Source organism: Streptomyces sp. NPDC005004, from assembly GCF_053600675.1.
Genome location: NZ_JBSGAH010000019.1, coordinates 44,164 through 68,943 on the forward strand (window position 1 = coordinate 44,164; position 24,780 = coordinate 68,943).

Annotated in this window: 22 protein-coding genes; 6 read left to right on the forward strand and 16 right to left on the reverse strand. The window is 71.2% G+C overall.

Features of this window, described 5'->3' with window-relative positions; translation table 11 throughout:
- Nucleotides 1-20: 20 nt before the first annotated feature.
- The 3 genes from ACWEEU_RS24615 to nsdA form a co-directional block, all read right to left on the reverse strand.
- Nucleotides 21-359 carry a P-II family nitrogen regulator gene (locus ACWEEU_RS24615; protein WP_199585309.1) on the reverse strand — a complete coding sequence of 113 codons (339 nt, stop codon included), beginning with the start codon at nt 357-359 and terminating at the stop codon, nt 21-23.
- Nucleotides 356-1,690, reverse strand: coding sequence for an ammonium transporter (locus ACWEEU_RS24620; protein WP_451734979.1), 1,335 nt, complete (start codon nt 1,688-1,690; stop codon nt 356-358). The genes ACWEEU_RS24615 and ACWEEU_RS24620 overlap by 4 nt, the downstream gene beginning before the upstream one ends.
- A gap of 334 nt (nt 1,691-2,024) precedes the next feature.
- Nucleotides 2,025-3,503, reverse strand: a complete 1,479-nt coding sequence (gene nsdA / locus ACWEEU_RS24625; RefSeq protein ID WP_385750008.1) for a transcriptional repressor NsdA — start codon at nt 3,501-3,503, stop codon at nt 2,025-2,027.
- Nucleotides 3,504-3,957: 454 nt separating this feature from the next.
- Here nsdA and ACWEEU_RS24630 point away from each other — a divergent pair, with 454 nt between their 5' ends.
- The gene (locus ACWEEU_RS24630; RefSeq protein ID WP_451734981.1) at nt 3,958-4,620 is read left to right on the forward strand and encodes a bifunctional DNA primase/polymerase; all 663 of its coding nucleotides are present in this window, start codon (nt 3,958-3,960) and stop codon (nt 4,618-4,620) included.
- A gap of 122 nt (nt 4,621-4,742) precedes the next feature.
- Here the strand turns inward: ACWEEU_RS24630 and ftsY are convergent, their stop codons facing one another.
- Nucleotides 4,743-5,948 (reverse strand): signal recognition particle-docking protein FtsY, encoded by a 1,206-nt coding sequence (gene ftsY, locus ACWEEU_RS24635; RefSeq protein WP_451734983.1) that lies wholly within the window; start codon nt 5,946-5,948, stop codon nt 4,743-4,745.
- Between the two features lie 180 nt (nt 5,949-6,128).
- Here ftsY and ACWEEU_RS24640 point away from each other — a divergent pair, with 180 nt between their 5' ends.
- A complete protein-coding gene (locus tag ACWEEU_RS24640; RefSeq protein ID WP_451734985.1) occupies nt 6,129-7,580 on the forward strand; it encodes a cytosine permease in 1,452 nt (483 codons plus the stop codon).
- Between the two features lie 41 nt (nt 7,581-7,621).
- The gene (locus tag ACWEEU_RS24645; RefSeq protein ID WP_451734987.1) at nt 7,622-8,143 is read left to right on the forward strand and encodes a hypothetical protein; all 522 of its coding nucleotides are present in this window, start codon (nt 7,622-7,624) and stop codon (nt 8,141-8,143) included.
- A gap of 442 nt (nt 8,144-8,585) precedes the next feature.
- Here the strand turns inward: ACWEEU_RS24645 and ACWEEU_RS24650 are convergent, their stop codons facing one another.
- From ACWEEU_RS24650 to ACWEEU_RS24665, 4 genes are all read right to left on the reverse strand, one after another.
- The gene (locus ACWEEU_RS24650) at nt 8,586-10,004 is read right to left on the reverse strand and encodes a sugar porter family MFS transporter (protein ID WP_385749714.1); all 1,419 of its coding nucleotides are present in this window, start codon (nt 10,002-10,004) and stop codon (nt 8,586-8,588) included.
- A 229-nt stretch (nt 10,005-10,233) separates the two neighbouring features.
- Entirely contained in the window at nt 10,234-13,791 is a 3,558-nt protein-coding gene (gene smc, locus ACWEEU_RS24655) for a chromosome segregation protein SMC (protein WP_451734989.1), read from the reverse strand.
- Nucleotides 13,792-14,040: 249 nt separating this feature from the next.
- The gene (locus tag ACWEEU_RS24660; RefSeq protein ID WP_018544743.1) at nt 14,041-14,244 is read right to left on the reverse strand and encodes a hypothetical protein; all 204 of its coding nucleotides are present in this window, start codon (nt 14,242-14,244) and stop codon (nt 14,041-14,043) included.
- 377 nt (nt 14,245-14,621) lie between these two features.
- Nucleotides 14,622-14,903, reverse strand: coding sequence for an acylphosphatase (locus ACWEEU_RS24665; protein WP_385749709.1), 282 nt, complete (start codon nt 14,901-14,903; stop codon nt 14,622-14,624).
- 205 nt (nt 14,904-15,108) lie between these two features.
- Here ACWEEU_RS24665 and ACWEEU_RS24670 point away from each other — a divergent pair, with 205 nt between their 5' ends.
- The 3 genes from ACWEEU_RS24670 (at nt 15,109) to ACWEEU_RS24680 (ending at nt 17,245) form a co-directional block, all read left to right on the forward strand.
- Nucleotides 15,109-16,128: a CAP domain-containing protein gene (locus ACWEEU_RS24670; protein ID WP_451734991.1), complete on the forward strand. Its 1,020-nt coding sequence runs from the start codon at nt 15,109-15,111 to the stop codon at nt 16,126-16,128.
- 195 nt (nt 16,129-16,323) lie between these two features.
- Nucleotides 16,324-16,719 carry a hypothetical protein gene (locus tag ACWEEU_RS24675; RefSeq protein ID WP_451734993.1) on the forward strand — a complete coding sequence of 132 codons (396 nt, stop codon included), beginning with the start codon at nt 16,324-16,326 and terminating at the stop codon, nt 16,717-16,719.
- A gap of 118 nt (nt 16,720-16,837) precedes the next feature.
- Nucleotides 16,838-17,245, forward strand: a complete 408-nt coding sequence (locus ACWEEU_RS24680) for a winged helix-turn-helix transcriptional regulator (RefSeq protein ID WP_451734995.1) — start codon at nt 16,838-16,840, stop codon at nt 17,243-17,245.
- Here the strand turns inward: ACWEEU_RS24680 and mutM are convergent.
- The 8 genes from mutM to recG form a co-directional block, all read right to left on the reverse strand.
- Entirely contained in the window at nt 17,218-18,078 is an 861-nt protein-coding gene (mutM, locus tag ACWEEU_RS24685; protein WP_385749353.1) for a bifunctional DNA-formamidopyrimidine glycosylase/DNA-(apurinic or apyrimidinic site) lyase, read from the reverse strand. The genes ACWEEU_RS24680 and mutM overlap by 28 nt on opposite strands.
- 100 nt (nt 18,079-18,178) lie before the next feature.
- Nucleotides 18,179-19,063 (reverse strand): ribonuclease III, encoded by an 885-nt coding sequence (gene rnc / locus ACWEEU_RS24690; protein WP_356095355.1) that lies wholly within the window; start codon nt 19,061-19,063, stop codon nt 18,179-18,181.
- Nucleotides 19,064-19,070: 7 nt separating this feature from the next.
- Nucleotides 19,071-19,244, reverse strand: coding sequence for a 50S ribosomal protein L32 (gene rpmF / locus ACWEEU_RS24695; protein WP_003951102.1), 174 nt, complete (start codon nt 19,242-19,244; stop codon nt 19,071-19,073).
- Between the two features lie 2 nt (nt 19,245-19,246).
- Entirely contained in the window at nt 19,247-19,891 is a 645-nt protein-coding gene (locus tag ACWEEU_RS24700; protein WP_385749356.1) for a YceD family protein, read from the reverse strand.
- Between the two features lie 144 nt (nt 19,892-20,035).
- Nucleotides 20,036-21,145, reverse strand: coding sequence for a cell division initiation protein (locus ACWEEU_RS24705; protein ID WP_451734997.1), 1,110 nt, complete (start codon nt 21,143-21,145; stop codon nt 20,036-20,038).
- Between the two features lie 152 nt (nt 21,146-21,297).
- The gene (gene coaD / locus ACWEEU_RS24710) at nt 21,298-21,777 is read right to left on the reverse strand and encodes a pantetheine-phosphate adenylyltransferase (protein ID WP_307814938.1); all 480 of its coding nucleotides are present in this window, start codon (nt 21,775-21,777) and stop codon (nt 21,298-21,300) included.
- Between the two features lie 26 nt (nt 21,778-21,803).
- A complete protein-coding gene (gene rsmD, locus ACWEEU_RS24715; protein WP_385749362.1) occupies nt 21,804-22,391 on the reverse strand; it encodes a 16S rRNA (guanine(966)-N(2))-methyltransferase RsmD in 588 nt (195 codons plus the stop codon).
- Between the two features lie 155 nt (nt 22,392-22,546).
- Nucleotides 22,547-24,745, reverse strand: a complete 2,199-nt coding sequence (gene recG / locus ACWEEU_RS24720) for an ATP-dependent DNA helicase RecG (RefSeq protein WP_451735000.1) — start codon at nt 24,743-24,745, stop codon at nt 22,547-22,549.
- Between the last annotated feature and the right edge of the window lie 35 nt (nt 24,746-24,780).

Consider the following 24,780-nt stretch of genomic DNA (forward strand, 5'->3'; position numbering starts at 1 on the left):
TCCTGTTCGTCTCGTCGTGCTCAGAGCGCGTCCGGACCGCGCTCGCCGGTGCGGACCCGTACGGCCGTGTCGACCGGCACGGACCAGACCTTGCCGTCTCCGATCTTGCCGGTGCGGGCGGCCTTGACGACGACGTCGATGAGCTGGTCGGCGTCGTCGTCCTCGGCCAGCACCTCGATGCGGATCTTGGGGACGAGGTCGACGGTGTACTCGGCGCCCCGGTAGACCTCGGTGTGACCCCGCTGGCGGCCGTAGCCGCTCGCCTCGGTGACGGTGAGCCCGTGGACGCCGAAGGCCTGGAGTGCCTCCTTGATCTCGTCGAGGCGGTGCGGCTTGACGACCGCGGTGATCAGCTTCATGCGTCCACCTTCTTGTTGGGCGAAGCGGCCGTGGCAGGAGCGCCGGCGACGACTCCGCCGCCCGCTCCGCTGAAGTCGTATGCGGTCTCGGCGTGCTCGGCGCGGTCGATGCCGGAGACCTCGACGTCCTCGGAAACGCGCATCCCGATGGTCTTGTCGAGGAGGAAGGCGAGGACGGCGGAGACGACGAGGGAGTAGGCGAGGACCGCGAAGACTCCGGCGCACTGCTTCCAGAGCTGGTCGAAGCTGTGGTCGCCGTAGAAGACGCCGGTGGCGGCGGACTGTCCCTTGCCGGTGGCGAAGAAGCCGATGAGCAGGGAGCCGACGATGCCGCCGACCATGTGGACGCCGACGACGTCGAGGGAGTCGTCGTAGCCGAACCTGAACTTCAGGCCGACGGCGGCGGCGCAGGCGACACCGGCGATGGCGCCGACGGCGATCGCGCCGAGCGGGGAGACGGCGCCGCCGGACGGGGTGATGGCGACCAGGCCCGCGACCGCGCCGGAGGCGGCGCCGAGGGTGGTGAACGTGCCGTGCTTGATCTTCTCGTAGGCGAGCCAGGCGAGCATGGCGGCGGCGGTGGCGACCTGGGTGTTGACGAACATCAGCGCGCCGACGCCGTCGTCGTTGCCGAGCCAGGAGCCGGCGTTGAAGCCGAACCAGCCGAACCACAGCAGACCGGCGCCGAGCATCACCAGCGGCAGGCTGTGCGGGCGCATCGGGTCCTTCTTGAAGCCGACGCGCTTGCCGATGACGAGGATGACGCCGAGGGCGGCGGCACCCGCGTTGATGTGGACCGCCGTACCGCCGGCGAAGTCGATGACGCCGAGCTTGTACGCCCAGCCGTCCGCGCCCCAGACCCAGTGGGCGACCGGGACGTAGACGATCGTGCCCCACAGGGCGACGAAGAGGGCCCACGCGGTGAACTTCACGCGGTCGGCGAGGGCGCCGCTGATCAGGGCCGGGGTGATGATGGCGAACATCATCTGGAAGACCATGAAGACGAAGACCGGGATGGTGTACCCGGGCCACAGCTCCGTGAGGCCGATGTCGCTGAGGCCGATCCAGTCGGCGTTCCACCCGATGAACGGGGAGCCCGAGCCGAAGGCGAGGGAGAAGCCGTAGAGCACCCAGAGGATGGTGATGATCCCGATGCTGACGAAGCTCATCATCAGCATGTTGAGGGTGCTCTTGACGCGGACCATGCCTCCGTAGAAGAAGGCCAGGCCCGGGGTCATGAGCAGCACCAGGGCGGAACAGATCAGCATGAAGCCTGTGTTCGCGGAGGACAGTTTGGGTGCCTCCGCCGCAAGCGTGATGGCTGGAGCCATCGGCGTCTCCTCATCGGTGGGTACGGCCCCGTGCGGGCGGTGCCTGAGCGGTCCGGTCGGTTGAGGGGGGCGGTTATGGGCCACGAGACTGACGCAGCGCGGTTTCGGTGGGCGCCCCTCGCTGTTTCACCGGGGTGACGAAGGCACCTCGCGTGTTACGCGTGGATGAATTGCCGGATGGCGGCCGCGGCGATCGTTATCGTGACGCAACCATCTGCCGGAGGCGGGCGCGGACGAGAAACCGGCCGCGTCCGGCCTCTCGATGACCTGGCATGGGGGAGCCGAGTCGGGCAGTTCGGGAGGACCGGCCGCGGCCGGGGCAGGGGTGCCGGGCTCAGACCGCCTCGGCGGACTCCGGGAGGTCGCTGGCGAGCTGGTCGGTGAGGTCGACCACGACGGCGAGGTCCCCGAAATCGCGTACGGCCGTGTCGACCGTCTTGCGGATGCGGGTGTTGACGCGCTCGGAGCGGACCTTTCGGGCTATGTCCATCGCGCGCTTGGCGTACTCGGTGCTGTGCTCGGGCTCGCGCTGGAGCAGGTGCACGGTGGCCATGCCGATGAGGTTGAGCGCGTAGGACCGCTGGTGCTCGTCGTCCTTGGCGAACAGCTCGACCGCGCGCTCCATGAGGGGTTCGGCGAGGGAGGCGTAGGTGGGGCTGCGGCCCGCCACGTAGGCGAGGTCGCGGAAGGAGTGGCTGTTCTCGCCGTGCAGTTCGGCCTCGGAGAAGAAGCGGATCCAGTCGGGGTCCGGCTCGTCCCACTCGTCGGCCTCGGAGAAGGTGTCCTCGGCCATGCGGACGGCGCGCTTGCACTTGCCGGGCTGGCCCATGTTGGCGTAGGCGCGGGCCTCCATCGCATACAGCATGGACTGGGTGCGGGGCCCGGCGCAGTCGCGGCTGCCGTACTGCGCGAGGTGGATCAGCTCCAGGGCGTCGTCGGGCCGGCCGAGGTGGATCATCTGGCGGCTCATGCTGGAGAGGATGTACGACCCGAGGGGCTTGTCCCCGGCTTCCTTGGCGGCGTGCAGGGCGAGGACGAAGTACTTCTGCGCGGTGGGCTGGAGACCGACGTCGTACGACATCCAGCCGGCCAGCTCGGCCAGTTCGGCGGCGACCTTGAAGAGGCGGCGGGTGGTGGCCTCGGGCTGGGGCTCCTGGAGGAGGTCGGTGACCTCGTGGAGCTGGCCGACGACCGCCTTGCGGCGCAGTCCGCCGCCGCACTGGGCGTCCCACTGGCGGAACATCCGGGTGGTGGACTCGAGCAGTTCCAGCTCGGGCCGGGAGAGCCGCCCCGGCCTTCGGGAGTCGTGCAGCGGGTCGGGTCCCGGGGGCAGCGAGGAGGAGGGCGAGGGCACCAGCCAGCGCTGCATGGGTTCGACCAGGGCGGGTCCGGCGGCCAGACCGAGCGAGGTGCCGAGGAAGCCGCGGCGGGCGAGCATCAGGTCGCTGCGGGAGAACTCGCTGAGCAGGGCGACGGTCTGCGGGCCGGTCCAGGGCAGGTCGACGCCGGTGGCGGACGGGGACTGGCGGGCGACGCGCAGGCCGAGGTCGTCGGTGGAGACGACACAGCCGAAGCGCTCGGAGAACAGCTCGGAGAGGATGCGCGGGATGGGCTCGCGCGGGTTCTCCCCGTCGAGCCAGCGGCGCACGCGCGAGGTGTCGGTCGAGATGTGGTTGGCGCCGAGCTGGCGGGCCCTGCGGTTCACCTGACGGGCCAGCTCGCCCTTCGACCAGCCGCTGCGCACGAACCACGAGCCGAGCAGCTCGTTGGGGCGCTTGTCAGCGTTCGTCCCGCCTCCGCCGTTGCCGCCCACTGGAACGCCCCCATCCCTGAAACCCTGTCGCCGTGCGCCAAGCCCTATCAGAATGCCGGTAAATACGGCCCCCCGTCCGGCGGTTCTCACCCTTCGAACGAGCTGACGACTTGCCTCCGGCATACCCACGGAGGCAAGTGCCCCCGGGGCTCGCATACTCACAGTAACCCCACGATCACCCTTCCAACCACGGCGATCCTTGAAACGCCACCATTCGCCACCCCTTCGAATGAACTCACGATCGCGTCCTCGCGATTCACTTGACATAGGACGGACGGAAGTGGGCGGAGCGGAGTGCGCGGGGGCGCATGGAACCCCGCGCACCACCCGCCGCGCCACGACGCGCCGCCTTGCTCCCGGGGCACCCCGGGAAGGCGGATGTCGTAGCGTCACGTTCCGCTTCCATCTCGCTCCGGTTCGTAACCACCGGCGCGCTGGACCCGTTGGAGGGGGCATGGGCTTCACGATCGGCGGCATTCGGGAGATCCGCTCCGGCACGCGTCGGCGCGGCCGCTCGTCGGAGTGCACGGCCGTCGCCGAGTTCACGGGCCTGTGGGGCTGGGACGTGGTTCCGGGCGCGCGGGCCGTCGGGGGCGTCTGCTCCTGCGGGCGCACGGACTGCGCCGCGCCGGGCGCGCATCCGCTGGAGTTCGCCGCACCGGTACCCGCCGGGGCCACGCTGGACGAGGTGGGCCGGGCGTGGGCCGAGGTGCCGGGCGCCTCGGCGATGCTGCCGGTGGGCCGCGCGTTCGACGTGATCGAGGTGGCCGAGCCCGCTGGGCACCGCGCCCTGGTCCGCCTGGAGCGCATGGGGCTGCCTCTCGGTCCGGTCGCCGCGACTCCCGAGGGCCGCGCGCACTTCCTGGTCGCCCCCGGCGCCGCCGCCGAGCTGCCCCGGCTGCTCTACCGCCTCGGCTGGGACGACCCCGCCGCCCTGGACCTGCGCGGTCTCGGTCCGGGTACGTACATCACCGCCCCGCCCTCCGACCGCGGCGGCCTCGGTCCGGTGCGCTGGCTGCGGCCCCCGGCGCTGGACAGCGCGACCCGGCCTCCGGCGGCCCGGCTGCTGCTGGGGACGCTGGCGTATGTGGCGCACCGGTCGCGGGCCGGGGCGTAGGGAGTCGCCGAAAGGCCCCCGATCCGCCCCGGTCCGGCTCCGGTCACGGCGAAGCGCCCGTCCCCACCGTTGTGGGGGACGGGCGCTTCGCCGTGGAGTGGGGGGTGATCGTGTCCGGTGGCTCAGTCACCGAGAAGCGCGTCCACGAACGCCTCCGGGTCGAAGGGCGCCAGGTCGTCGGGGCCCTCGCCGAGGCCGATCAGCTTGACCGGCACGCCGAGCTCGTTCTGGACGGCGATGACGATGCCGCCCTTGGCGGTGCCGTCGAGCTTGGTCAGCACGATGCCGGTGATGTCCACGACCTCGGAGAAGACGCGGGCCTGCACCAGGCCGTTCTGGCCGGTGGTGGCGTCGAGCACGAGCAGCACCTCGTCGAGCGGGGCGTGCTTCTCCACGACGCGCTTGACCTTGCCCAGCTCGTCCATGAGGCCGGTCTTGGTGTGCAGACGTCCCGCGGTGTCGATGAGCACCACGTCGACGCCCATCTCCTTGCCCTCCTTCACCGCGTCGAAGGCGACGGAGGCGGGGTCGCCGGCCTCCGGGCCGCGCACGGTGTAGGCGCCGACGCGCTCGCCCCAGGTCTGGAGCTGGTCGGCGGCGGCGGCGCGGAAGGTGTCGGCGGCGCCGAGGACGACGGTGCGGCCGTCGGCGACCAGGACGCGGGCGAGCTTGCCGGTGGTGGTGGTCTTGCCGGTGCCGTTGACGCCGACGACCATCACGATGCCGGGCTTGCGGCCCTCGGGCTCGGTCTTGACCGTCCGGTCCATGTCGGTGCCGACGAGCTTGAGCAGCTCCTCGCGGAGCAGGCCGCGCAGTTCCTCGGGGGTGCGGGTGCCGAGCACCTTGACGCGCTCGCGCAGCCGCTCGACCAGTTCCTGGGTGGGCCGCACGCCGACGTCGGCGGTGAGGAGGGTGTCCTCGATCTCCTCCCAGGTGTCCTCGTCCAGGTGCTCGCGCGAGAGCAGCGTGAGCAGGCCCTTGCCGAGGGCGTTCTGGGAGCGGGAGAGACGGGCGCGGAGGCGGATGAGCCGCCCCGCGGTGGGCTCCGGGATCTCGATCTCGGGAGCCTTCTCGGCGGCGGGCGGCTCCTCGACGGTGGCGGTCCCGCCGCCCGGGAGGTCCACCTCCTCGATCGCCCGGCGAGGTTCGTCGCGCGGAGTCTCGGCCTCTTCGCCGACCTGTGGCTCGGCCGGGGGCGCGGTGAGGTCGGGCGCGGCGGGCGGCGGCGGTGGCAGCTTCTTCTTCTTGAGGGTGCTGCCGATGAGGAGCCCGCCGAGCGCGCCGAGCACGACCACGGCGATGACTACAGCAAGGATGATGGTTTCCATAACGCGTCCAGTATCGGCCATGGGGTATCCGCCGAAGAGGCTTGCGGCCGCTTGTCGCTTCCTCCAAGAGACAAATGCCACAGGGGCAATGGAGTCGGATTAAACTACGATGACGTTTGGCTCCGCCGCGCGCGTTGAGCCCGTCGTCCTCGTCCCCCACCGCTAGGACACCTCTTTTTCATGAGCAAGACGGCCGCGCGTGAGAGCGCGCTGGAAACCCGTGGCATCGAGCCGGTCCCCGATCACGAACGCACCGCGCGCACGCGCGGGCTCTTCCCCACCTGGGTGGGCGCCAACATCAGCGTCCTGCTGCTCACGATGGGCGCGAGCCTGGTGGTGTCGTACCACCTGAACTTCTGGCAGGCGCTCGTCGTCGCGGGCGTCGCGCCCGTCGTCTCCTACGGCCTGGTCGGTCTGCTCGGCATCGCGGGCAAGCGGGGTGCCGCGCCCGGCATGGCGCTGTCGCGGGCGGTCTTCGGACAGCGCGGCAATCTGCTGCCCGGTTCGCTGATCTGGGTCGCGCGCTGGGGCTGGGAGACGATCAACGCGGTGACCGGTGCGTACGCGCTGCTGACGATCCTGGACCTCGGTCTCGGGATCAAGGCGAACGGCGTGCTGGACATGGTCACGCTGCTGCTCTTCGTGATCGCGACCTTCGCCATCTCCGGGCTGGGCATCAACGCCGTGCAGAAGTGCAGCAAGTACGCGACGTACCTCTTCGGTGTCTTCTCGGTGCTGGTGCTCGGGTACCTCGCGGTGCACACCCACTGGTCGAAGGTGATGCACCAGGGCGCCGGGTCCACGGCCTCGCTGATCACCGCCGTCGGCATGATCGCGGCAGGTGGCGTGAGCTGGATCCCGTCCGCGCCGGACTTCACGCGCTATCTGCCGCGTACGGCCTCCTCCAAGGCGATCGTCGGGAACACGGTCGGCGGTGCGGGCATCGTCGTCCTGCCGCTGGTGCTGATGGGGGCGGTCATGGCGGTCGGCACGCCCGACCTGGCCTCCGCCTCCGACCCGGTCTCCTTCCTCGGCACGATCCTGCCGCTGTGGATCACGGTGCCGTATCTGCTGATCGCGGTGGTCGGCATGTTGCTGATCAACTCGATGTCGATGTACTCGGCCGGTTTCACCGCGCAGACCCTCGGCTTCAAGATCCCGCGCCACTGGGCGGTCTCCGTGAACGCGGTGATCTCGCTGGCGCTGGGCGGCGTGCTGATGCTGGTGGCGACGAGCTTCATGGGCTCCTTCATCGCCTTCCTCTCCATGCTCGCGGTCGCCTTCTCCGCGTGGACCGGCGTCTTCGGCGCGGACATGTTCCGCCGCAAGGAGTACGACGCCCGCGCCATGGCCGACACCGGCCGCACCAGTGCCTACTGGTACCGGGCCGGCTTCTCCCCCGCCGCTGTGGCCTCCTGGGCGATCGGCCTGATCTCCGGTCTGCTCTTCACGACGTCCGACTGGTTCAGCGGGCCGCTCGCCAGGAACAACTTCATCGGCGAGTACGGCCTCGGCTGGGTCGCGGCGATCGTGGTCTCGGGCGGGCTGTACCTGCTGCTGCCGAAGCCGCGGGCGGCCTCCGCGGAACGGGCCGCGGTCCCCGAGCAGGAGCGCGTCCCGGCCGCGCTCTGACCCCGTACGGGGAGTTCCCTCGCGGCACTACGGTGTCCGGCATGGAACTCCCCGCGCCGGACGGCCCCGCACCCGACTGGTGGTCCCGCCTGGACGAGGCGACGCGGCGGAAGGCGGACACCCACGTCCTGCACGACCGCCGCCTGTGGGCGGTCAGGGCGGTCTGGGAGTCCCTCCGCCCCCAGGGCCTCGGCCTCCACGAGGCCGAGGCCCTGATCCACTCCCGCTACGCGTCCCTCACCCCCGGCCTTCGCCCACCCGACCCCCTCGACACCCCCTCCCTCACCGCCCGCGCCGCCGCCCTCCCGGGCCGCGTGATCGCCATCGAGGCGGTCTGGGACGGCGACACCGTCCACGACTGGTTCGTCGTCCTCCTCGCCATCCTGGACACACCGCCCGGCGAGTCCCCCCTGGCCACGGTCCACCACCGCCAGGGCGCCCCCTCCCCCGCCACCCGCGCCACCGAGGCGGGCCACGCCCTGGCCGGGCACCTCGCCATCCCCTTCCACTTCGCCTCCCCGGATGTCCCGGACGACGAGGCGCCACGGTGGCGACGCGGCTGACGCGCTGACGCCGTGGCGCGGTGGGCAGGCCCGGTCGGCGCCTGGGCGGCGGCGCCAGCGGTACGAGGCCGGTTCCCGCGTGCGTGCCTCCGGCGGAGCTGCTCGGGGGTTTCCCGGTGGGGTGGCCGAGTCGGTTCGCCGGCGAGGCGGCTCGACGTACAGGGGAGGCCGGTCATCGGCGTACGTGCCCGATACCGGGATCGGTCCGGGCCTGTGGCGCCGGCCGCTCGCCACCGGGGGCCCGCCGCCGGACGGGTACGGGCAACCGGCAGCCGTTCACGAGGCTCGGCCACTGCGCCCCCGCCGCTCGCACCGACGCCCGCCGACGCCCGGTGCATACGCCACCGCCCCCGACCCGGGCAGTGGCCGGGTCGGGGGCGGTGGAGGGTTCGAGGAGAGGGGCAGCGGGGACTTGGCCCTTCTCCCCGGGTCGAGGGGGCGGTCAGCCCATCTCCTCCAGGGTCTTGCCCTTCGTCTCCTTGACGAACTTCAGGACGAACGGGATGGAGAGGGTGGCGAAGATCGCGTAGATCACGTAGGTGCCGGAGAGGTTCCAGTCGGCCAGCGACGGGAAGCTCGCGGTGATGGCCCAGTTGGCGATCCACTGCGCGGAGGCGGCCACGCCGAGGGCGGCGGCGCGGATCTTGTTCGGGAACATCTCGCCGAGGAAGACCCAGACCACGACACCCCAGGAGAGGGCGAAGAAGAGGACGAACAGGTGGGCGGCGACGAGCGCGACCCAGCCCTGGGTGGCGGGCAGCTTGCCGTCGACCAGGTGGTAGCTGAACGCCCAGGCCTCCAGGGCCAGACCGGCGGCCATGCCGACCGAGCCGATGAGCGCCAGCGGCTTGCGGCCGATGCGGTCCACGAAGATCATCGCGATCACGGTGCCGACGATGTTGATGATCGACGTCGTGAAGGAGTAGAGGAACGAGTCCGACGGGTCGACGCCGACCGACTGCCACAGCGTCGAGGAGTAGTAGAACGCGACGTTGATGCCGACGAACTGCTGGAAGACCGAGAGGCCGATGCCGATCCAGACGATCGGCTTGAAGAAGAAGCCGCCGCCGAGCAGGTCCTTGAAGGACGACTTGTGCTCGGACTTCATCGCGTGCTCGATCTCGTTGACCCGGGCGTCGAGGTCGACGTCCTTGCCCTCGACCTCGGCCAGGATCTCGCGGGCGCGCTCACGCTTGCCGACGGAGATCAGGAAGCGAGGGGACTCGGGGATCGCGAAGGAGAGCAGACCGTAGAGGACGGCCGGGACGACCATGACGCCCAGCATGACCTGCCAGACCTCAAGACCCATGAGCTTGCCGCGCTGGTCGCCGCCGGCGGCGTTGAGCAGGCCCCAGTTGACGAGCTGGGAGACGGCGATGCCGATGACGATCGCGGCCTGCTGGAAGGAACCGAGACGGCCGCGGTAGGCGGGAGGGGCGACCTCGGCGATGTAGGCCGGGCCGATGACCGAGGCCATGCCGATGGCGAAGCCGCCGATGATGCGCCAGAACGCGAGGTCCCACAGCGCGAACGGAAGGGCGGAGCCCACGGCGCTGACGGTGAAGAGGACGGCGGCGATCTGCATGCAGCGGATGCGGCCGATCCGGTCGGCTATGCGGCCGGCCGTGGCGGCACCGATGGCGCAGCCGATGAGCGCGATGGCGATGACCTGCGCGAGGGCGGCGGAGCCCACGTCGTAACGGTCACGGATGGCCTCGACGGCGCCGTTGATGACGGAGCTGTCGTAGCCGAAGAGGAAGCCGCCCATGGCGGCCGCGGCCGCGATGAAGATGACGTGCCCGAGATGTTCGGGATGAGCCGTCCCGGCTCCTGGCTGGGGTGCCTGCGCTGTGCTGGTCACGTGTAACTCCTCGGGCCACGGCAACGCTGCCGGGTGGGGGGGCGAGCCCTTCCAGGTTCCAGTGGCGCACAACTTGGCACCGCTCACACCTGAAGGTAAATGCAACGTTGCAGAGAATATGCGTTCAAGTTTCGAAGTCAATACCTAGATGACTGTGACGTAAGAGATACGTCGAACCCGCAGATGTTCAAGAAGTGAACGAGAGATTTGTTGATCTTGAAAGCGGGGGTCAGCGCAGCCGCTGAGAGATGACCTTGGACACACCGTCGCCCTGCATGGAGACCCCGTAGAGCGCGTCCGCGATCTCCATCGTGCGCTTCTGATGGGTGATGACGATGAGCTGGGACGACTCCTGCAGCTCTCGCATGATGCGGATGAGCCGCTGCAGGTTGGTGTCGTCGAGCGCCGCTTCGACCTCGTCCATCACGTAGAAGGGGCTCGGCCGGGCCTTGAAGATGGACACCAGCAGCGCGACCGCCGTCAGCGACCGCTCGCCGCCGGAGAGCAGACTGAGCCGCTTGACCTTCTTGCCGGGCGGCCGCGCCTCCACGTCCACGCCGGTGGCCAGCATGTCGTCGGGGTCGGTCAGGATCAGCCGGCCCTCGCCGCCGGGGAAGAGCCGGGAGAACACGCCCTCGAACTCGCGCGCGGTGTCCCGGAACGCCTCCGTGAAGACCTGCTCCACCCGCTCGTCCACCTCCTTCACCACCTTCAGAAGATCCGCGCGGGTCTTCTTCAGGTCCTCGAGCTGCTCACTGAGGAACTGGTGCCTCTCTTCCAGCGCCGCAAACTCCTCCAGCGCGAGCGGGTTCACCTTGCCGAGCTGCTGATAGGCGCGCTCGGCGGCCCGCAGCCGCTTCTCCTGCTCGGCACGGTCGAAGGGGCGCGGCCGGTTGCGGGGGTGCTCCGGGTCCTCCGGGAGCGTCTCCCCCTCGGCCGGGGGCGAGGGCGGCACCAACTGCTCCGGGCCGTACTCCGCGACCAGTCCCTCCGGCTCGACGCCCAGCTCCTCCAGCGCCCTGGCTTCCAACTGCTCGATGCGCAGCCGTTTCTCGGCCCCGAGCACCTCGCCGCGGTGCACGGAGTCCGTCAGCTTGTCGAGCTCTGCCTTGAGTTCGCGCCCGGCTGTGCGCGCTTCGGTCAACTCCCGCTCCCGCAGCGCCTTCACGGCATCGGCGGCGGTGCGCTCACGCTCGGAACGGGCGAGGGAGACCTCGATGTGCGCGAGCAGCTGCCGGGCGCCGGAGGCGACCGCCCCGGCGACGGCGGCCTCGTGCCGCAGGCGTGCCCGGCGCCGCTCGGCCCGCGCGCGTGCCTCGCGTTCCGCGCGGGCGGCCCGGTCCAGCGAGTCGGCCCGCCCGGCGAGCGCCTTGACCCGTTCCTCGTGCGTACGGACCTGGAGGCGCGCCTCCATCTCGGTCTGCCGGGCGTTGGCGCCGTCCGCCGAGAGCCGGTCCCGCACGGAGGTGTCCGGCTCCTCCTCCCCGGGCATCTCCTCGGCCACCGCGAGCCGCTCGGCCAGTTCCTCGGCCTCCCGCACGGCCCGCTCCAGCGCCTCCTGGGCGCGGGCGGCCGCCGCGGCGGAGCGTTCCGCCTCGCCCACGGCCCCGCGCGCCTGTCCGGCGAGCCGGCCGAGCTGCTGGGCCACGGCCGACTTCTCCCGGTCGGCGGCCCGGCGCCGCTCCCCCAGCTCCTCCACGAGCGCGGCGCTGGCGGTCCGTTCCCCGGCGGCCGTCCGCCGGGCCCGCTCCAGTTCCTCGCAGCGCACGGCCAGCTCCGCCAGCTCGGCGGCGGCCTCGTCCACGGACGCCTGGACCTCGAGCAGGCTGGGCGCCCCGGCCGAACCACCCTGCGCGAAGTAAGCCCCGAGCAGATCGCCCTCCGCGGTGACGGCGGTGAGCGCGGGGCGCGCCCGCACCACCTCCTCCGCCTCCTCCAGCGTCCCGACGACGACGATGTCGCGCAGCAGCCGCCTCACGGCGGGCATCAGCTCGACGGGGCCGCGCACGAGGTCGGCGGCGAACGGGTGGCGGGTACGGGCGTTGCCGGACTCGTTCTCCTCCTCGGGCGTCCCCGCCAACAACAAGGCCGCGCGGCCGCTCTCCTGTTTGCGGAGGAGTTCGATCGCCTCGACGGCCGCGGTGGGGCCGGTGACGGCGATGGCGTCGGCGGCGGCACCGAAGGCGGTGGCCAGGGCGGTCTCGTGGCCGGGGGTGACGGTGAGGAGTCCGGCCGCCGGGCCGAGGACGCCGGTGATCCGGTCGCCGGCCGAGAGGAGGGCGCCGGTGCCGTCCTTCCGGCGCAGGCCCAGCGCCAGGGTCTCGTGGCGGGCGCGGGTCGCGGCGCGACGGCGCTCGGCGTCGGCGACGTCCTCGCGGGCCGCGCTCAGCGCGTCCTCCGCCGCCGCGAGCCGGACTCGGGCCTCCTCGTGCCGTACGGCGAGGTCGGCGTCGTTGGCGTCGAGTCCGTCCACCTCGGCCCGGAGGGTCTCGTACTCCTCCTGGGCGCGGGCGGCGCGCGCCGCCGCCTCGTCGCGGGCGGCGGCCAGACGGTCGATCTCGGCCTGGGCGGAGGCGGCGCGGGAGCGGGCGGCGCTCACCTGTCCGGAGAGCCGGGCCAGTCCCTCGCGGCGGTCGGCGATGGCGCGGGCGACGTCCTTGAGGCGGCGTTCCTCGACGGCGAGCGCGCGTTCCAGCTCGGCGCGGTGGGCGACCGTGTCGTCCAGGGCGTGCCGGGCGGCGTCGAGCGCGGCCTCCAGCTCGGCCTCCTGTTCGCGGACGCGGGTGGCCTCGCGCTCCAGGTCCTCGGGGTCGCGGCCGCGCCGTTCCTCGGGGGGTGCGGAGGTGGCGCTAATGACGCGGGCCTCGGCGAGGGAGACGGTGCCGCGGACACGCTCGGCGAGCTGGGAGAGTTCGTACCAGGTCTGCTGGGCGCGGGTCAGACGCGGGGCGAGCCGTCGTACCTCGTCCTCCAGGCGGGCCTCGCGCTGGAGGGCGTCGCGCAGTTCGCGCTCCGCGTTCTCCTTGCGTTCCTTGAGGGCCGCCTCGTCGGCGATCTCGGCGCCGAGGGCTTCGCGCAGGGTCACGAGGTCGTCGGCGAGCAGGCGCAGACGGGCGTCGCGGAGGTCGGCCTGGATGACGGCGGCGCGGCGGGCGACGGCGGCCTGGCGGCCGAGCGGCTTGAGCTGGCGGCGCAGTTCGTCGGTGAGGTCCTGCACACGGGCGAGGTTGGCCTTCATCGACTCCAGCTTGCGCAGCGCCTTCTCCTTGCGCTTGCGGTGCTTGAGGACTCCGGCCGCCTCCTCGATGAAGGCGCGGCGGCCCATGGGGTCGGCGTGCAGGACGGAGTCGAGCTGGCCCTGGCCGACGATGACGTGCATCTCGCGGCCGATGCCGGAGTCGGAGAGGAGTTCCTGGAAGTCGAGCAGACGGCAGGTCTCGCCGTTGATCTGGTACTCGCTGCCGCCGTTGCGGAACATGATGCGCGTGAGGGTGACCTCGGCGTACTCGATCGGCAGCGCGCCGTCGGAGTTGTCGATGGTCAGGGACACCTCGGCGCGGCCCAGCGGCGGGCGGCCCGTGGTGCCGGCGAAGATGACGTCCTCCATCTTGCCGCCGCGCAGCGACTTGGCGCCCTGCTCGCCCATGACCCAGGTCAGCGCGTCCACGACGTTGGACTTGCCGGAGCCGTTCGGGCCGACGACGCACGTGATCCCGGGTTCGAACCGGAGCGTGGTCGCCGAGGCGAACGACTTGAAGCCGCGCAGGGTCAATGCCTTGAGATGCACGCAATCGGACTTTACCGGCAGCGGCTATCTCACTCCACGGACACTCGCAACCCCACGGTTTCGCACATGAACGAGAAGGGCACACCAGATGGTGAAACGGTTGAAAGGATGCGGGGGAAAGTACGAAGGGACGCCGAAGCGTCCCTTGCGGCTCGGACAGCCGGGCCTTGGCCTGTGCCCGAACCTTCCTGAGCGGTTGTCACGGGCGGCCCGACCGCTGCGATTGCTTTCGTGGAGCTGATGCAGCGATCAGGTGAGCGCAGGCTCCGCCTGGTGTGCGTCGATGCTCTCCATGATCCTGTCCTGAGAGGCGGCAGCCGCCAGCGCGTCGTTCTCCGCCTGGATCCGTACGAGCTCGGACTCCAGGTCCTGGACGCGCTGCTGAAGCCGTCGCATCTCGGCGAGGAGTCGAGGGTCGGAGCCGCCGACGTAACCGAGAAGCGCCTTTGCCATGATGGATGGTCCTCCACACTGAGTGACCGACCGATGCGGTTTGGGTCGTGAGGGATTCGCACCCGCGGTGCTTGGCACACTCGAGTGTTGCTCTGCGTCGCCATGCCAAACAGCTAAGGTGCGCGGGGCTTTCAGCGTCTCACCAAAAAGTTTGACGGTCAACACGATCACACCCCGTATCGGCGGGCGAACCCGGGGAGCGCGGCCGGTGGCCGGCGGCGCTGCCTCTCTGCGGGGCCCTGGAGGTGTGTCGATCAGCGTTACACCGGGAGCCTTTCACGGAGCGCCCTTCTTGGCAACCACCAGGCCGTTTCCCCCGGGGCAGATGCCCCTGGCACGTACCGGGGGCCCTGCCGGCGAGGTCCGGGGCGGGTCGGTCAGCGGATGGCGAAGCCGTCGTAGCCGCCGCGGGGTGTGTCCCAGATCTCGGTGACTCCGTCCACCCGCCCGGGCGTGTCATCGCCCTGGAGCCAGTCGAGCAGCCCCTCGCAGTGGGTGCGGGCGCCCTCGGCGACGACCTGGACCCGGCCGTCGGCGAGATTGAGAGCAAAGCCACTCAGTCCGCCGATCTCCAGCGCCCGCGCCCGGGTGAACCAGCGGAAACCCACACCCTGGACCTGCCCGCGTACCCAGGCGACCAGCCTTGCATCCTCACTCATGGGTGCAACCTAACCGGACGCATGGGGGCAACCCAACCGGCCAATGTCGCTCGTGGCACACCCGTCCCCCACGCCATGCGGTACCGTCCCGACCCAATGAATCTCATATGAAACTCACTCGATCGAGTGAGTCGGGTTGGCCAGGGGGTGGCATCGGGCCCGTTCCGGCGCCCGGCCGACCGCGAGCACGAGAAGAGGGCAGGGGATGGGACGCCACCGACGCGCCGGGGCGGGGAGCGACACGCCGCACTCGTATGCGGGTGGGCACGAGCCCAGGGGGACCGCGCCGTATCTGAATCCCGAGGCCTACACGGTCGGCCCGCGCGGGCCCGTCTATCTGACCGGTGACGAGCCGATGGACGGCCGGGGCTCCCAGAAGGGCCGCCGCCGGGCCAAGAAGGCCGCGACGCCGGTACGCACGGGTCTGCTCGGCGTCTCCGCCGCGGTGGCCTTCGGCACCGCCGCGGTGGGCGCGGGTGTGGTGCCCGGACTCCAGAACTACCGCCTCGGCAGCGGCGCGAGCGCCGGCGAGGGCGAACAGGTGCAGGCGGCCGACCTGCCCGGCAACGCGGCCAGCGAGCAGGGCGGTGCGGCGGGCAGCGCGGACACGCAGCCCGGTGGCGGCGCGTCCACGGGCGGCCAGTCCACGCGGCCCGCCGCCCCGGCGCCCACCCCGTCCGACTCGGACGCCTCCCCCGCGCCCGCCCCGGCCAAGCCCAAGCCCGAGCCGTCGCGGACGGCCGACCAGCCGGCCCCGGCCAAGCCCAAGCCCTCGACGCCGTCGCAGAGTTCCTCCAAGCCCGCGACGAAGACCCCCTCGTCCTCCGCCTCCGCGGCCGTCTCGGCCCAGGCCGACGCCGAGGCCCAGGTCCTCGCGCTCGTGAACCAGGAGCGCGCGAAGGTCGGCTGCACCCCGGTGACGGCGAACACCGACCTCACCAAGCTCGCCGAGGCGTTCAGCGGCGACATGGCCGCGCGCGACTTCTTCGACCACACCGACCCGGACGGCGCCACCCCCTGGGACCGCGCCTCCAAGGCGGGCATCACCGGCCTCGGCGGCGAGAACATAGCCCGGGGCCAGGCCGACCCGGCCGCCGTCATGGAAGCCTGGATGAACAGCCCCGGCCACCGCGCCAACATCCTCAACTGCGACTTCAAGACCCTCGGCGTCGGCGTCCACTTCGGCGAGGGCGGCCCTTGGTGGACGCAGGACTTCGGCTACTGAGAAAGCCGCAGGTCGGCTGCCCGGGCAGCGTTCCGTGCGGGGACATGGCCAAGCGGTCTGCGGCGCTGACCGATGCAGGCCCAGGCGTCCACGGTGACGTGCGGCCCTGGGGGCGCCGACGGCCCGTGTGACTGTTGCCGATCATGCGCATGACCTGCGATGATCCGGACCACATCATGATCACGGGGGAGTTCCATGCGGTCTTCGCTGGTGGCCGCGCTGGCCGTCACCGCCCTCGCTGTCGCGGGGTGCGGCGGTTCCGACGACGAGGGACTGCCCGTGCGGCTGGTCAATCAGTCGGCCTGGGATGCCCGGGTGGCCGGCTGTCCGCCGTGCGGAGAGCGCGGTGCCGTGGTCACGGGGGATCCGGACCTGAAGCCGGGCGAGGGCGGTACGTACTTCGGGTGGACCGAAACACGCCCGTGGCCCGTGACGTACGAGGTCGTCGTCCGGGGAGTGGAGTCGGTCTGCCCCTTCATCGACCCCGCGGCGACCAGGGCGGAGGGTGAGGTGGGCACCCGGGACGTCGTCTACCTGGTGAACAAGAAGGGGAAATGCGTCGCGGGACCCGCGAGCATGGACGACCTCTGACCCCAGTGCGGCCTCGGCGGCGGAGGTACGCCCCTTTCGCGCCTGCCGTCCCGCGGCGGCGCTAACCAATACACAGCGCTGCCTGGTGGTCAGTGCTCCGTTCGCCTACGCTGGGCGTATGAGTGGGATCACCCAGGAGTCGGCGGAGCCGGAGGCACCGGACGCGTTCGACGTGTTCGCCAAGGCGTGTCCGTCGCGTGGGACGTTGGAGCATGTGACCGGGCGGTGGGGGTCGCTGGTGCTCGGGGCGCTGTACGAGGGGTCGCTGCGGTTCAACGAACTGCGGCGGCGCGTCGACGGGGTGAGCGAGAAGATGCTCTCCCAGACGCTGCACGCGCTGGAGCGCGACGGGCTCGTGCTCCGGGAGGCGCAGCCCGTGAACCCGCCGCGTGTGGACTACGAACTCACCCCGCTCGGCCGTCAGGTCGCCGAGCGGCTGCTCGCGCTCATCCACTGCGTGGAGGGCGCCATGGGCGACGTCCTCGCCGCGCGCGAGCGCTACGACGCGACGCGCGGCGCCCGCTGACACTTCGGGCAGAAGTAGCTGGAGCGGTTCATCCAGGGGCGGCGCAGCATCGGCGTACCGCAGCGGCGGCAGGGCAGGCCCTCGCGGCCGTAGGCGTCCAGGGAGCGGTCGAAGTAGCCGGACTCGCCGTTGACGTTGACGTACAGGCTGTCGAAGCTGGTGCCGCCGACTTCGAGGGCCGCGTTCATCACGTCCCGGACGTGACCGAGGAGTTCCGCCGTCACCGGGCGGGTGAAGCCCGCCGTGGGGCGCTCGTAGTGCAGACGGGAGCGCCAGAGCGCCTCGTCGGCGTAGATGTTGCCGACGCCGCTGATCAGTGACTGGTCGAGCAGGGCCCGCTTGATCGTGGTGCGCTTGCGGCGCAGCGCCTGGTGGAACGCCTCGTCGTCGAAGAGCGGATCGAGCGGGTCGCGGGCGATGTGCCCGATGACGTCGGGCAGACCGTCGGGGGTGTTGTCGTGCAGCGAGAGGCCGCCGAAGGTGCGCTGGTCGACGAAGCGCAGCTCGGTGCCGAGGGCGTCGGCGAAGCGCACACGGACCCGCAGGTGCTTCTCGTCCGGCGTGGTCTGCGGCTGGACCAGCAACTGCCCGCTCATGCCGAGGTGCGCCAGGACCGACTGCCCGGTGTCGGCGAGCGGCAGCCACAGGTACTTGCCCCGCCGGCTCGGCACCCCGAAGGTGTGCCCCTCGAGCCGGTGCGCGAAGTCGTCGGCGCCCGCGAGATGCCGGCGCACCGCGCGCGGATGCAGCACCTCCGCCTCGGCGACGGTCCGCGCGGCCACCCACCGCTCAAGACCCCGCCGAACGACCTCGACCTCGGGCAACTCGGGCATCGACAACCCCCTGTGGGAAACCTGGTGACCTGTGGACCTGGTGAAAGGACCGAGCGCCCGCCCCCGTCGTACGGGTGCGGGCGCTCGGGGAAACGCTCGGTCAGGCGGTGGCGGACGACGTGGCGTCGTCCTCCGCCGTCTCGGCGGGCGGCGGGGTGCCGTCCACGGCGGCCGGGGCCGCCTTCGCCGCGGCGGCTGCCTTGGCGCGCTCGTCCGCGGCGGCCTTGATGGCCCGCCAGGCGGACTCGGCGGCCTGCTGCTCCGCCTCCTTCTTGCTGCGGCCGGTGCCGGTGCCGTACGAGACGCCCCCGACGCGGGCAGCAGCAGTGAAGGTCTTCTCGTGGTCGGGGCCGGTCTCCGTGACCAGGTACTCGGGCACGCCGAGTCCTTCGGTCGCGGTCAGCTCCTGGAGACTGGTCTTCCAGTCCAGGCCGGCGCCGAGGTTCGAGGACTTCTCGATGAGCGGGTCGAACAGGCGGTGCACCAGTTCGGAGGCCGCGTCGAGGCCCTGATCGAGATAGACCGCGCCGATCACCGCTTCCAGGGTGTCGGCGAGAATGGAGGCCTTGTCCCGGCCGCCCGTACCCTCTTCACCACGGCCGAGCCGGATGAAGGAGCCCAGGTCGAGGCCGCGGCCCACCTCCGCAAGCGCACGCGAGTTGACCACCGCGGCCCGCAGCTTGGCCAGTTGGCCTTCAGGCAGGTCGGGGTGGATGCGGTACAGCGTGTCGGTGACGACGAGGCCGAGCACGGAGTCCCCGAGGAACTCCAGCCGCTCGTTCGTCGGCAGACCGCCGTTCTCGTAGGCGTAGGAGCGGTGGGTCAGCGCACGCACCAGAAGGGCGGACTCGACGTGGTAGCCGAGCCGCCCTTCCAGAAGCGTGTGGGACGAGGCCTTGTTGTCCGCCGAGCCGTTCCCGCGTCGGCGGGACGTACCTGCTTCGGCGTCTTCCACCTTCTTGGCAGTGGACACAGTGCCTCTCACCAGCCGCTCAGACCTCGAGGACCTGGCGCTTGTTGTAGGTGCCGCAAGACGGGCACGCGATGTGCTGCTGCTTGGGCTCGTGGCAGCGCTCGCACGCAACCAGGGTGGGGACCGCAGCCTTCCACTGCGACCGGCGGTGGCGCGTGTTGCTGCGCGACATCTTCCGCTTCGGAACAGCCACGGCTACTTCTCCTGCTTCTCGTCGACGCCCGCTTCGGCGCCGCTCATCTCGTCCTTCTCGCCGTCTTCGAGTGAACCGGCGAGTCCCTGCAAAGCCGCCCAACGGATGTCGACGGCGTCATGGTGGTGGTCCGGGTCGTCCGTGAGGCGCGCTCCGCACTCGGAGCACAGGCCCGCACAGTCGTCCTGGCACACCGGCTGCATCGGCAGTGCGAGCACCACCGCGTCCCGCAGCAGGGGTTCGAGGTCGATCAGACCGTCCTCGATGTAGAGCCTGTCCTCGTCGTCCTCGGCGTCGTCGCCCGGTTCCGCGATCACGCGGCCACGGTCGTCGGCGTCAGGGTACGAGAACATCTCCTGGAAGTCCGCTTCGAGCTCCAGCCCGACCGGCTCCAGACACCTTACGCACTCCCCCTTGGCCTGTGCACGGGCGGTGCCTGTGACAAGCACCCCTTCCATGACCGACTCCAGGCGGAGGTCGAGCTCCAGCGGGGCGCCTTCCGGCACTCCGATGACCCCCTCGATACCGAGGTCCCGGGGGGCGTCGACCTCGCGGGTCAGGCGCTGCATCGCACCAGGACGCCGGCCCAGCTCGTGCGTGTCGATCACGAGAGGGTTGCGGTGGTCGAGGCGTGCGTTGGAGGCCATGGCCGCTTTCGGTCTTCGAGCTCGGAGGACGCCGCCCGCAGGTGTTCCGGGCAGCGGTGATCGCGGACATACACGCGACCGAAGAGCCAGGATACTGGACCTTTCGCTCAGGGCCCAATCCGGTCTCCCGGCCCCCGCTACGTCCTACATGCCCCGGCCCTGCTCGTACGCCCGCAGCTGCTCCGCGCTGATCATGCTGGTGTCGAAGAGGCTGGCCTCGTCGAGCGCGTAGTCCTGCTGCCCCTGGTGCTGCGGGGCCTGCCCCTGGTTCGGGTCGTACGCCCCCTGCTGCGGTTCGTAGCCGTGGAAGGCGCCGTCGGTCTGCGGGGCGTAGCCGTTCGGCGCGTACGGGTCCTGCTGGTAGCCGTACGCCTCCTGCGGGGCGTAGCCGGGCTGCTGGGGGTAGCCGGGGTAGGCGTCGGGCTGCTGCTGGTAGCCGTACGCCTCCTGCGGCTCGTACGCCGGTTCCCGGGCGGCCGGGTCGTACGCCGGCTCCTGGGCGACGGGGGCCGCCGGGGTGCGCTGGGCCGGGGTGTCGGCCAGGGCCGCGAGGTCGGCGAGGTAGTCGGCGTCGCTGGAGTGCTGGAAGGTCGTGGTGTCGTCGGCGAGGGCGCCGAGGTCGTCCGTGGCGATCCGGCCGTGCAGCTTCTGGCGGCCGCGGTGGACGGCGTCCAGGGTCTTGGCGAGGACGGCCTCGAAGGCGCCGAGCTTGGCGTCGACGTAGGAGTCGGCGGTGTGGCGCAGGGTCTCGGGGTCCTGGCTGCGCTCGGGGGCGTCCTCGTCCTCGTAGCCGTTCTCGTCGAGGCCGGGTCCGGTGCCGAGCAGCTTCTCGCGGCCGCGGCCGACCGAGCCGAGGGTCTTGGTGAGGACCACCTCGAAGTTCGCGAGCTTGGAGTCCACGTAGTCGTCGGCGTCCGCGCGGACCTGCTCGGCCTCGGCGCGGGCCTCGGACAGGATGCGGTCGGCCTCGGCCTGCGACTGGCGGGCGACCTCGGTGCCCGCGATCAGCGAACCGCGCTCGGCGTGCGCGCTCTCGATGATCCGGTCGGCTTCCAGGCGGGCCTGCTCGACCATCTGCTCACGGTCCCCGATCACCTCCTGCGCCTGCGCGAGGGAGCCGGGCAGCGCCTGGCGGACCTCTTCGAGCAGCGCGAGCAGCTCGGCGCGGTTGACCACGCAGGAGGCCGACATCGGCATGGACCGGGCACTGGAGACCGTGGAGACGATCTCGTCGAGCTTGTTCTGGATGTCCACCTGTGCTCGCCACTCTCTACAGCTGTGTTGGAGACGGACGGCACGACTGTACGGCCCTGGGGCGGCCGTCCGACACGGGGTGACGTGTTGTCACCTGCCAAGGGGGCGCGGGCGCGTGCCGGCGGGGCGCGGACGCGGGCGCACCGGGACGGTCAGTCTCTTTTCAGGCGGTCGCGGAGCGCGGTGAGCACCGCCGGGGGCACCAGGTGGGAGACGTCGCCGCCCCAGGCGGCGACCTCCTTCACCAGCGAGGAGGAGAGGAAGCTGTAGGTGGGGTTGGTGGGCACGAACAGCGTTTCGACGCCGGTGAGGCCGTTGTTCATCTGGGCCATCTGGAGTTCGTAGTCGAAGTCGCTGACGGCGCGCAGACCCTTGACGATGGCGGGGATGTCGCGCTCTTTGCAGAAGTCGACGAGGAGGCCGTGGTGGGCCTCGACGCGGACGTTGGCGTACTCGGCGGTGACCTCGCGGATCAGCGCCATCCGCTCGTCGACGTCGAACAGGCCCTGCTTGGACTTGTTGATCATCACCGCGACGTAGACCTCGTCGTAGAGGCGGGACGCCCGGGCGATGATGTCGAGATGTCCGTTGGTGATCGGGTCGAACGACCCGGGACAGACGGCGCGGCGCACTTGAGATCCCTCGCTCTCCGGTCCGGTCATCGTGCGTCTTCGCACGTAGAGGCGGCGCGACCGTACCAAAACGTTCCCTCGCCGTAGCGACGGGACCGGATCGCCTCGAAGCCCTCCGGCCACCCGAATTCCCCGCCTCTGGTGCTGCGCTCCACGGTGACCAGGGCGTCTTCGGTCAGCCAGCCCCCGGACCGGAGTGTGAGGAGGATCTCGCGGAGGTCGTCGTCGGAGACCGCGTACGGGGGGTCCAGGAAGACCAGGTCGTACGGCTCGGCGGGAGGCGCGGTGCGAACGACTTGCTCGGCTTTGCCCGTTCTGACCTCGGCGCCGGGGAGGCCGATGTTCTTCACGTTCTCGCGGACGGTTTTCGCCGCGCGGGCGTCCGCTTCGACCAGGAGGGTGTGGCTCGCGCCCCGGGAGAGGGCCTCCAGGCCCACAGCTCCGGAGCCCGCGTAGAGGTCCAGGACCCGGGTGCCGTCCAGGGGGGTGGCGAGGAGGGACTGCCAGGTGGAGAAGAGGGCTTCGCGTGCGCGGTCCGATGTGGGGCGGGTTCCAGTGCCGGGCGGCACCGAGAGGCGCCGTCCGCCTGCCGTACCGGCGATCACGCGGGTCATGTGAGCGGTTCCTTCATGTGGTGGGGTGCGCTTTATTTTCGCAGGTGGTGGGGAGGGGATCGATGCGTTGGCGGGTGACGGTCGCGGCCGGCTGGTCGCGCCCACCCGGCGGAGCCGCAAATCGCCACGGTCCCGCGCCCCTTGGGAGCTGCGCCTCAGCCCTTTTCCAGGTACTGCTCTCTCTCCTCGTCCAGCAACGCGTCCAGGGCTGTGCGCAGGGCTGGGTATTTCTCCAGGTCGGGGTCGGACTCGACCACTGCCGTGGCTTCCTTCCTCGCCTCCGCGATGATCTCTTCGTCCTCGATGACCTCCAGGACGCGCAGGCTGGTGCGGGCGCCGGACTGGGCCTGGCCGAGGACGTCGCCCTCGCGGCGTTCCTCCAGGTCCAGGCGGGAGAGTTCGAAGCCGTCGAGGGTGGAGGCGACGGCGGCGAGGCGGCGGCGGGCGGGGCTGGCCTCGGGCATCTCGGAGACCAGGAGGCAGAGTCCGGGGGCGGAGCCCCGGCCCACGCGGCCGCGCAGCTGGTGGAGCTGGGAGACGCCGAAGCGGTCGGCGTCCATGATGACCATGGCGGTGGCGTTGGGGACGTTGACGCCGACCTCGATGACCGTGGTGGCGACCAGGACGTCCGTCTCCCCTGCCGCGAAGCGGCGCATCACCGCGTCCTTGTCGTCGGGGTGCATCCTGCCGTGCAGGACCTCGACGCTCAGTCCCTGGAGGGGGCCCTCGGCGAGCTGGTCGGCGATGTCGAGGACGGCGAGCGGGGGGCGCTTGTCGCCCTCGGTGGCCTTCTTCTCGGCGGCGGTGTCCTGCTCGTCCCCGATGCGGGGGCAGACGACGTACGCCTGATGGCCGCCCGCCACCTCCTCGCGGACGCGTTCCCAGGCGCGGGCCAGGAAGTGGGGCTTGTCGGCGGCCGGGACGACATGGGTGGCGATCGGGGAGCGGCCGGCCGGGAGCTGGTCCAGGACGGAGGTCTCCAGGTCCCCGAAGACGGTCATCGCGACGGTGCGCGGGATCGGGGTGGCCGTCATGACCAGCAGGTGCGGGGGCTGCTTGCCCTTGCCGCGCAGCGCGTCGCGCTGTTCGACGCCGAACCGGTGCTGTTCGTCCACGACCACCAGGCCGAGGTCGTGGAACTGGACCACGTCCTCGATCAGCGCGTGCGTGCCGATGACGATGCCCGCCTCCCCGGTGGCGATGTCGAGCAGCGCCTTGCGCCGGGCGGCCGCGCCCATCGATCCGGTCAGCAGCACCACCTTGGTCGCGTGCTCGGCCCCGCCCAGCATCCCGCCCTCGGCCAGCTCCCCCATCATCTCGGTGACCGACCGGTGGTGCTGCTGCGCGAGCACTTCGGTGGGCGCGAGCATGGCCGCCTGCCCGCCCGCGTCGACGGTGGCGAGCATGGCGCGCAGGGCCACCATGGTCTTTCCCGAACCCACCTCCCCCTGGAGCAGCCGGTGCATCGGGTGGGCCGTCGCGAGGTCGGTGAAGATCTCGGCGCAGACGCGTTGCTGGCCCTCGGTGAGGGTGAAGGGGAGACGGTCGTCGAAGGCGGTGAGCAGGCCGTCGGGCTTGGGTTCGCGGGGGACGGCGGGGAGTTGGGTGTCGGCGTGCCGGCGGCGGGCGAGGGCCACCTGGAGGACGAATGCCTCGTCCCACTTCAGGCGGGCGCGGGCGTCGGCGACGTCGGCTTTGGTCCGGGGGCGGTGGATCTTGAGGAGGGCTTCGGGGAGGGTGACGAGCCCGCGGCCCTCGCGCAGGGCCGGCGGGAGGGGGTCGAGGGCTTCCGCGGCGCTCGGGAGGACCGTCTGGACGGCCTTGCCGATCTTCCAGGACTCCAGTTTGGCGGTGGCCGGGTAGAGCGGGATCAGGGCGCCGGCCCAGTTCTCGGCCGCGTCCTCGCTGTCGTCGTCCTTGTCCAGCAGTTCGTAGGCGGGGTGGGCGAGTTGGAGGCGGCGGTTGAAGACGGAGACCTTGCCGGAGAACATCGCGCGGGTGCCGGGCAGAAGTTCCTTGTGCGGCTTGTGCACGCCGTTGCCGAAGAAGACCAGTTGGAGGCGTCCCATGCCGTCCGTGATGGTGACTTCGAGGCGCTGGCCCTTGCCGCGCGGGGCGCGGGCGGAGGCGAAGGTGTGCAGCCGGGCGTCCGCGACCTGGGCGACCACCGTGACGTGTTCGTCCATGGGGAGGTCGGCGAGGTGGGTGAGCTGGCCGCGCTCCTCGTATCTGCGCGGGTAGTGGTGCAGCAGATCGCCGACGGAGTGCAGGCCGAGGTGCTCGGCCATCACCTTCGCGGTGGCGGGGCCGAGCACTTTCTTCAGTGGTTCTCGCAGTGCGGGCACGAGATCCATTGCACACCACGCCACCGACAATGCCCCAGCCGCCG

Excerpts from the sequence above, each read along its gene's own strand:
- ACWEEU_RS24615 (WP_199585309.1), bottom strand. The coding sequence starts at position 359 with ATGAAGCTGATCACCGCGGTCGTCAAGCCGCACCGCCTCGACGAGATC.
- ACWEEU_RS24620 (WP_451734979.1), bottom strand. The coding sequence starts at position 1,690 with ATGGCTCCAGCCATCACGCTTGCGGCGGAGGCACCCAAACTGTCCTCC.
- ACWEEU_RS24630 (WP_451734981.1), top strand. The coding sequence starts at position 3,958 with ATGGGCTTCACGATCGGCGGCATTCGGGAGATCCGCTCCGGCACGCGT.
- ftsY (WP_451734983.1), bottom strand. The coding sequence starts at position 5,948 with ATGGAAACCATCATCCTTGCTGTAGTCATCGCCGTGGTCGTGCTCGGC.
- ACWEEU_RS24640 (WP_451734985.1), top strand. The coding sequence starts at position 6,129 with ATGAGCAAGACGGCCGCGCGTGAGAGCGCGCTGGAAACCCGTGGCATC.
- ACWEEU_RS24645 (WP_451734987.1), top strand. The coding sequence starts at position 7,622 with ATGGAACTCCCCGCGCCGGACGGCCCCGCACCCGACTGGTGGTCCCGC.
- ACWEEU_RS24660 (WP_018544743.1), bottom strand. The coding sequence starts at position 14,244 with ATGGCAAAGGCGCTTCTCGGTTACGTCGGCGGCTCCGACCCTCGACTC.
- ACWEEU_RS24665 (WP_385749709.1), bottom strand. The coding sequence starts at position 14,903 with ATGAGTGAGGATGCAAGGCTGGTCGCCTGGGTACGCGGGCAGGTCCAG.
- ACWEEU_RS24670 (WP_451734991.1), top strand. The coding sequence starts at position 15,109 with ATGGGACGCCACCGACGCGCCGGGGCGGGGAGCGACACGCCGCACTCG.
- ACWEEU_RS24675 (WP_451734993.1), top strand. The coding sequence starts at position 16,324 with ATGCGGTCTTCGCTGGTGGCCGCGCTGGCCGTCACCGCCCTCGCTGTC.
- ACWEEU_RS24680 (WP_451734995.1), top strand. The coding sequence starts at position 16,838 with ATGAGTGGGATCACCCAGGAGTCGGCGGAGCCGGAGGCACCGGACGCG.
- mutM (WP_385749353.1), bottom strand. The coding sequence starts at position 18,078 with ATGCCCGAGTTGCCCGAGGTCGAGGTCGTTCGGCGGGGTCTTGAGCGG.
- ACWEEU_RS24700 (WP_385749356.1), bottom strand. The coding sequence starts at position 19,891 with ATGGCCTCCAACGCACGCCTCGACCACCGCAACCCTCTCGTGATCGAC.
- rsmD (WP_385749362.1), bottom strand. The coding sequence starts at position 22,391 with ATGACCCGCGTGATCGCCGGTACGGCAGGCGGACGGCGCCTCTCGGTG.
- recG (WP_451735000.1), bottom strand. The coding sequence starts at position 24,745 with ATGGATCTCGTGCCCGCACTGCGAGAACCACTGAAGAAAGTGCTCGGC.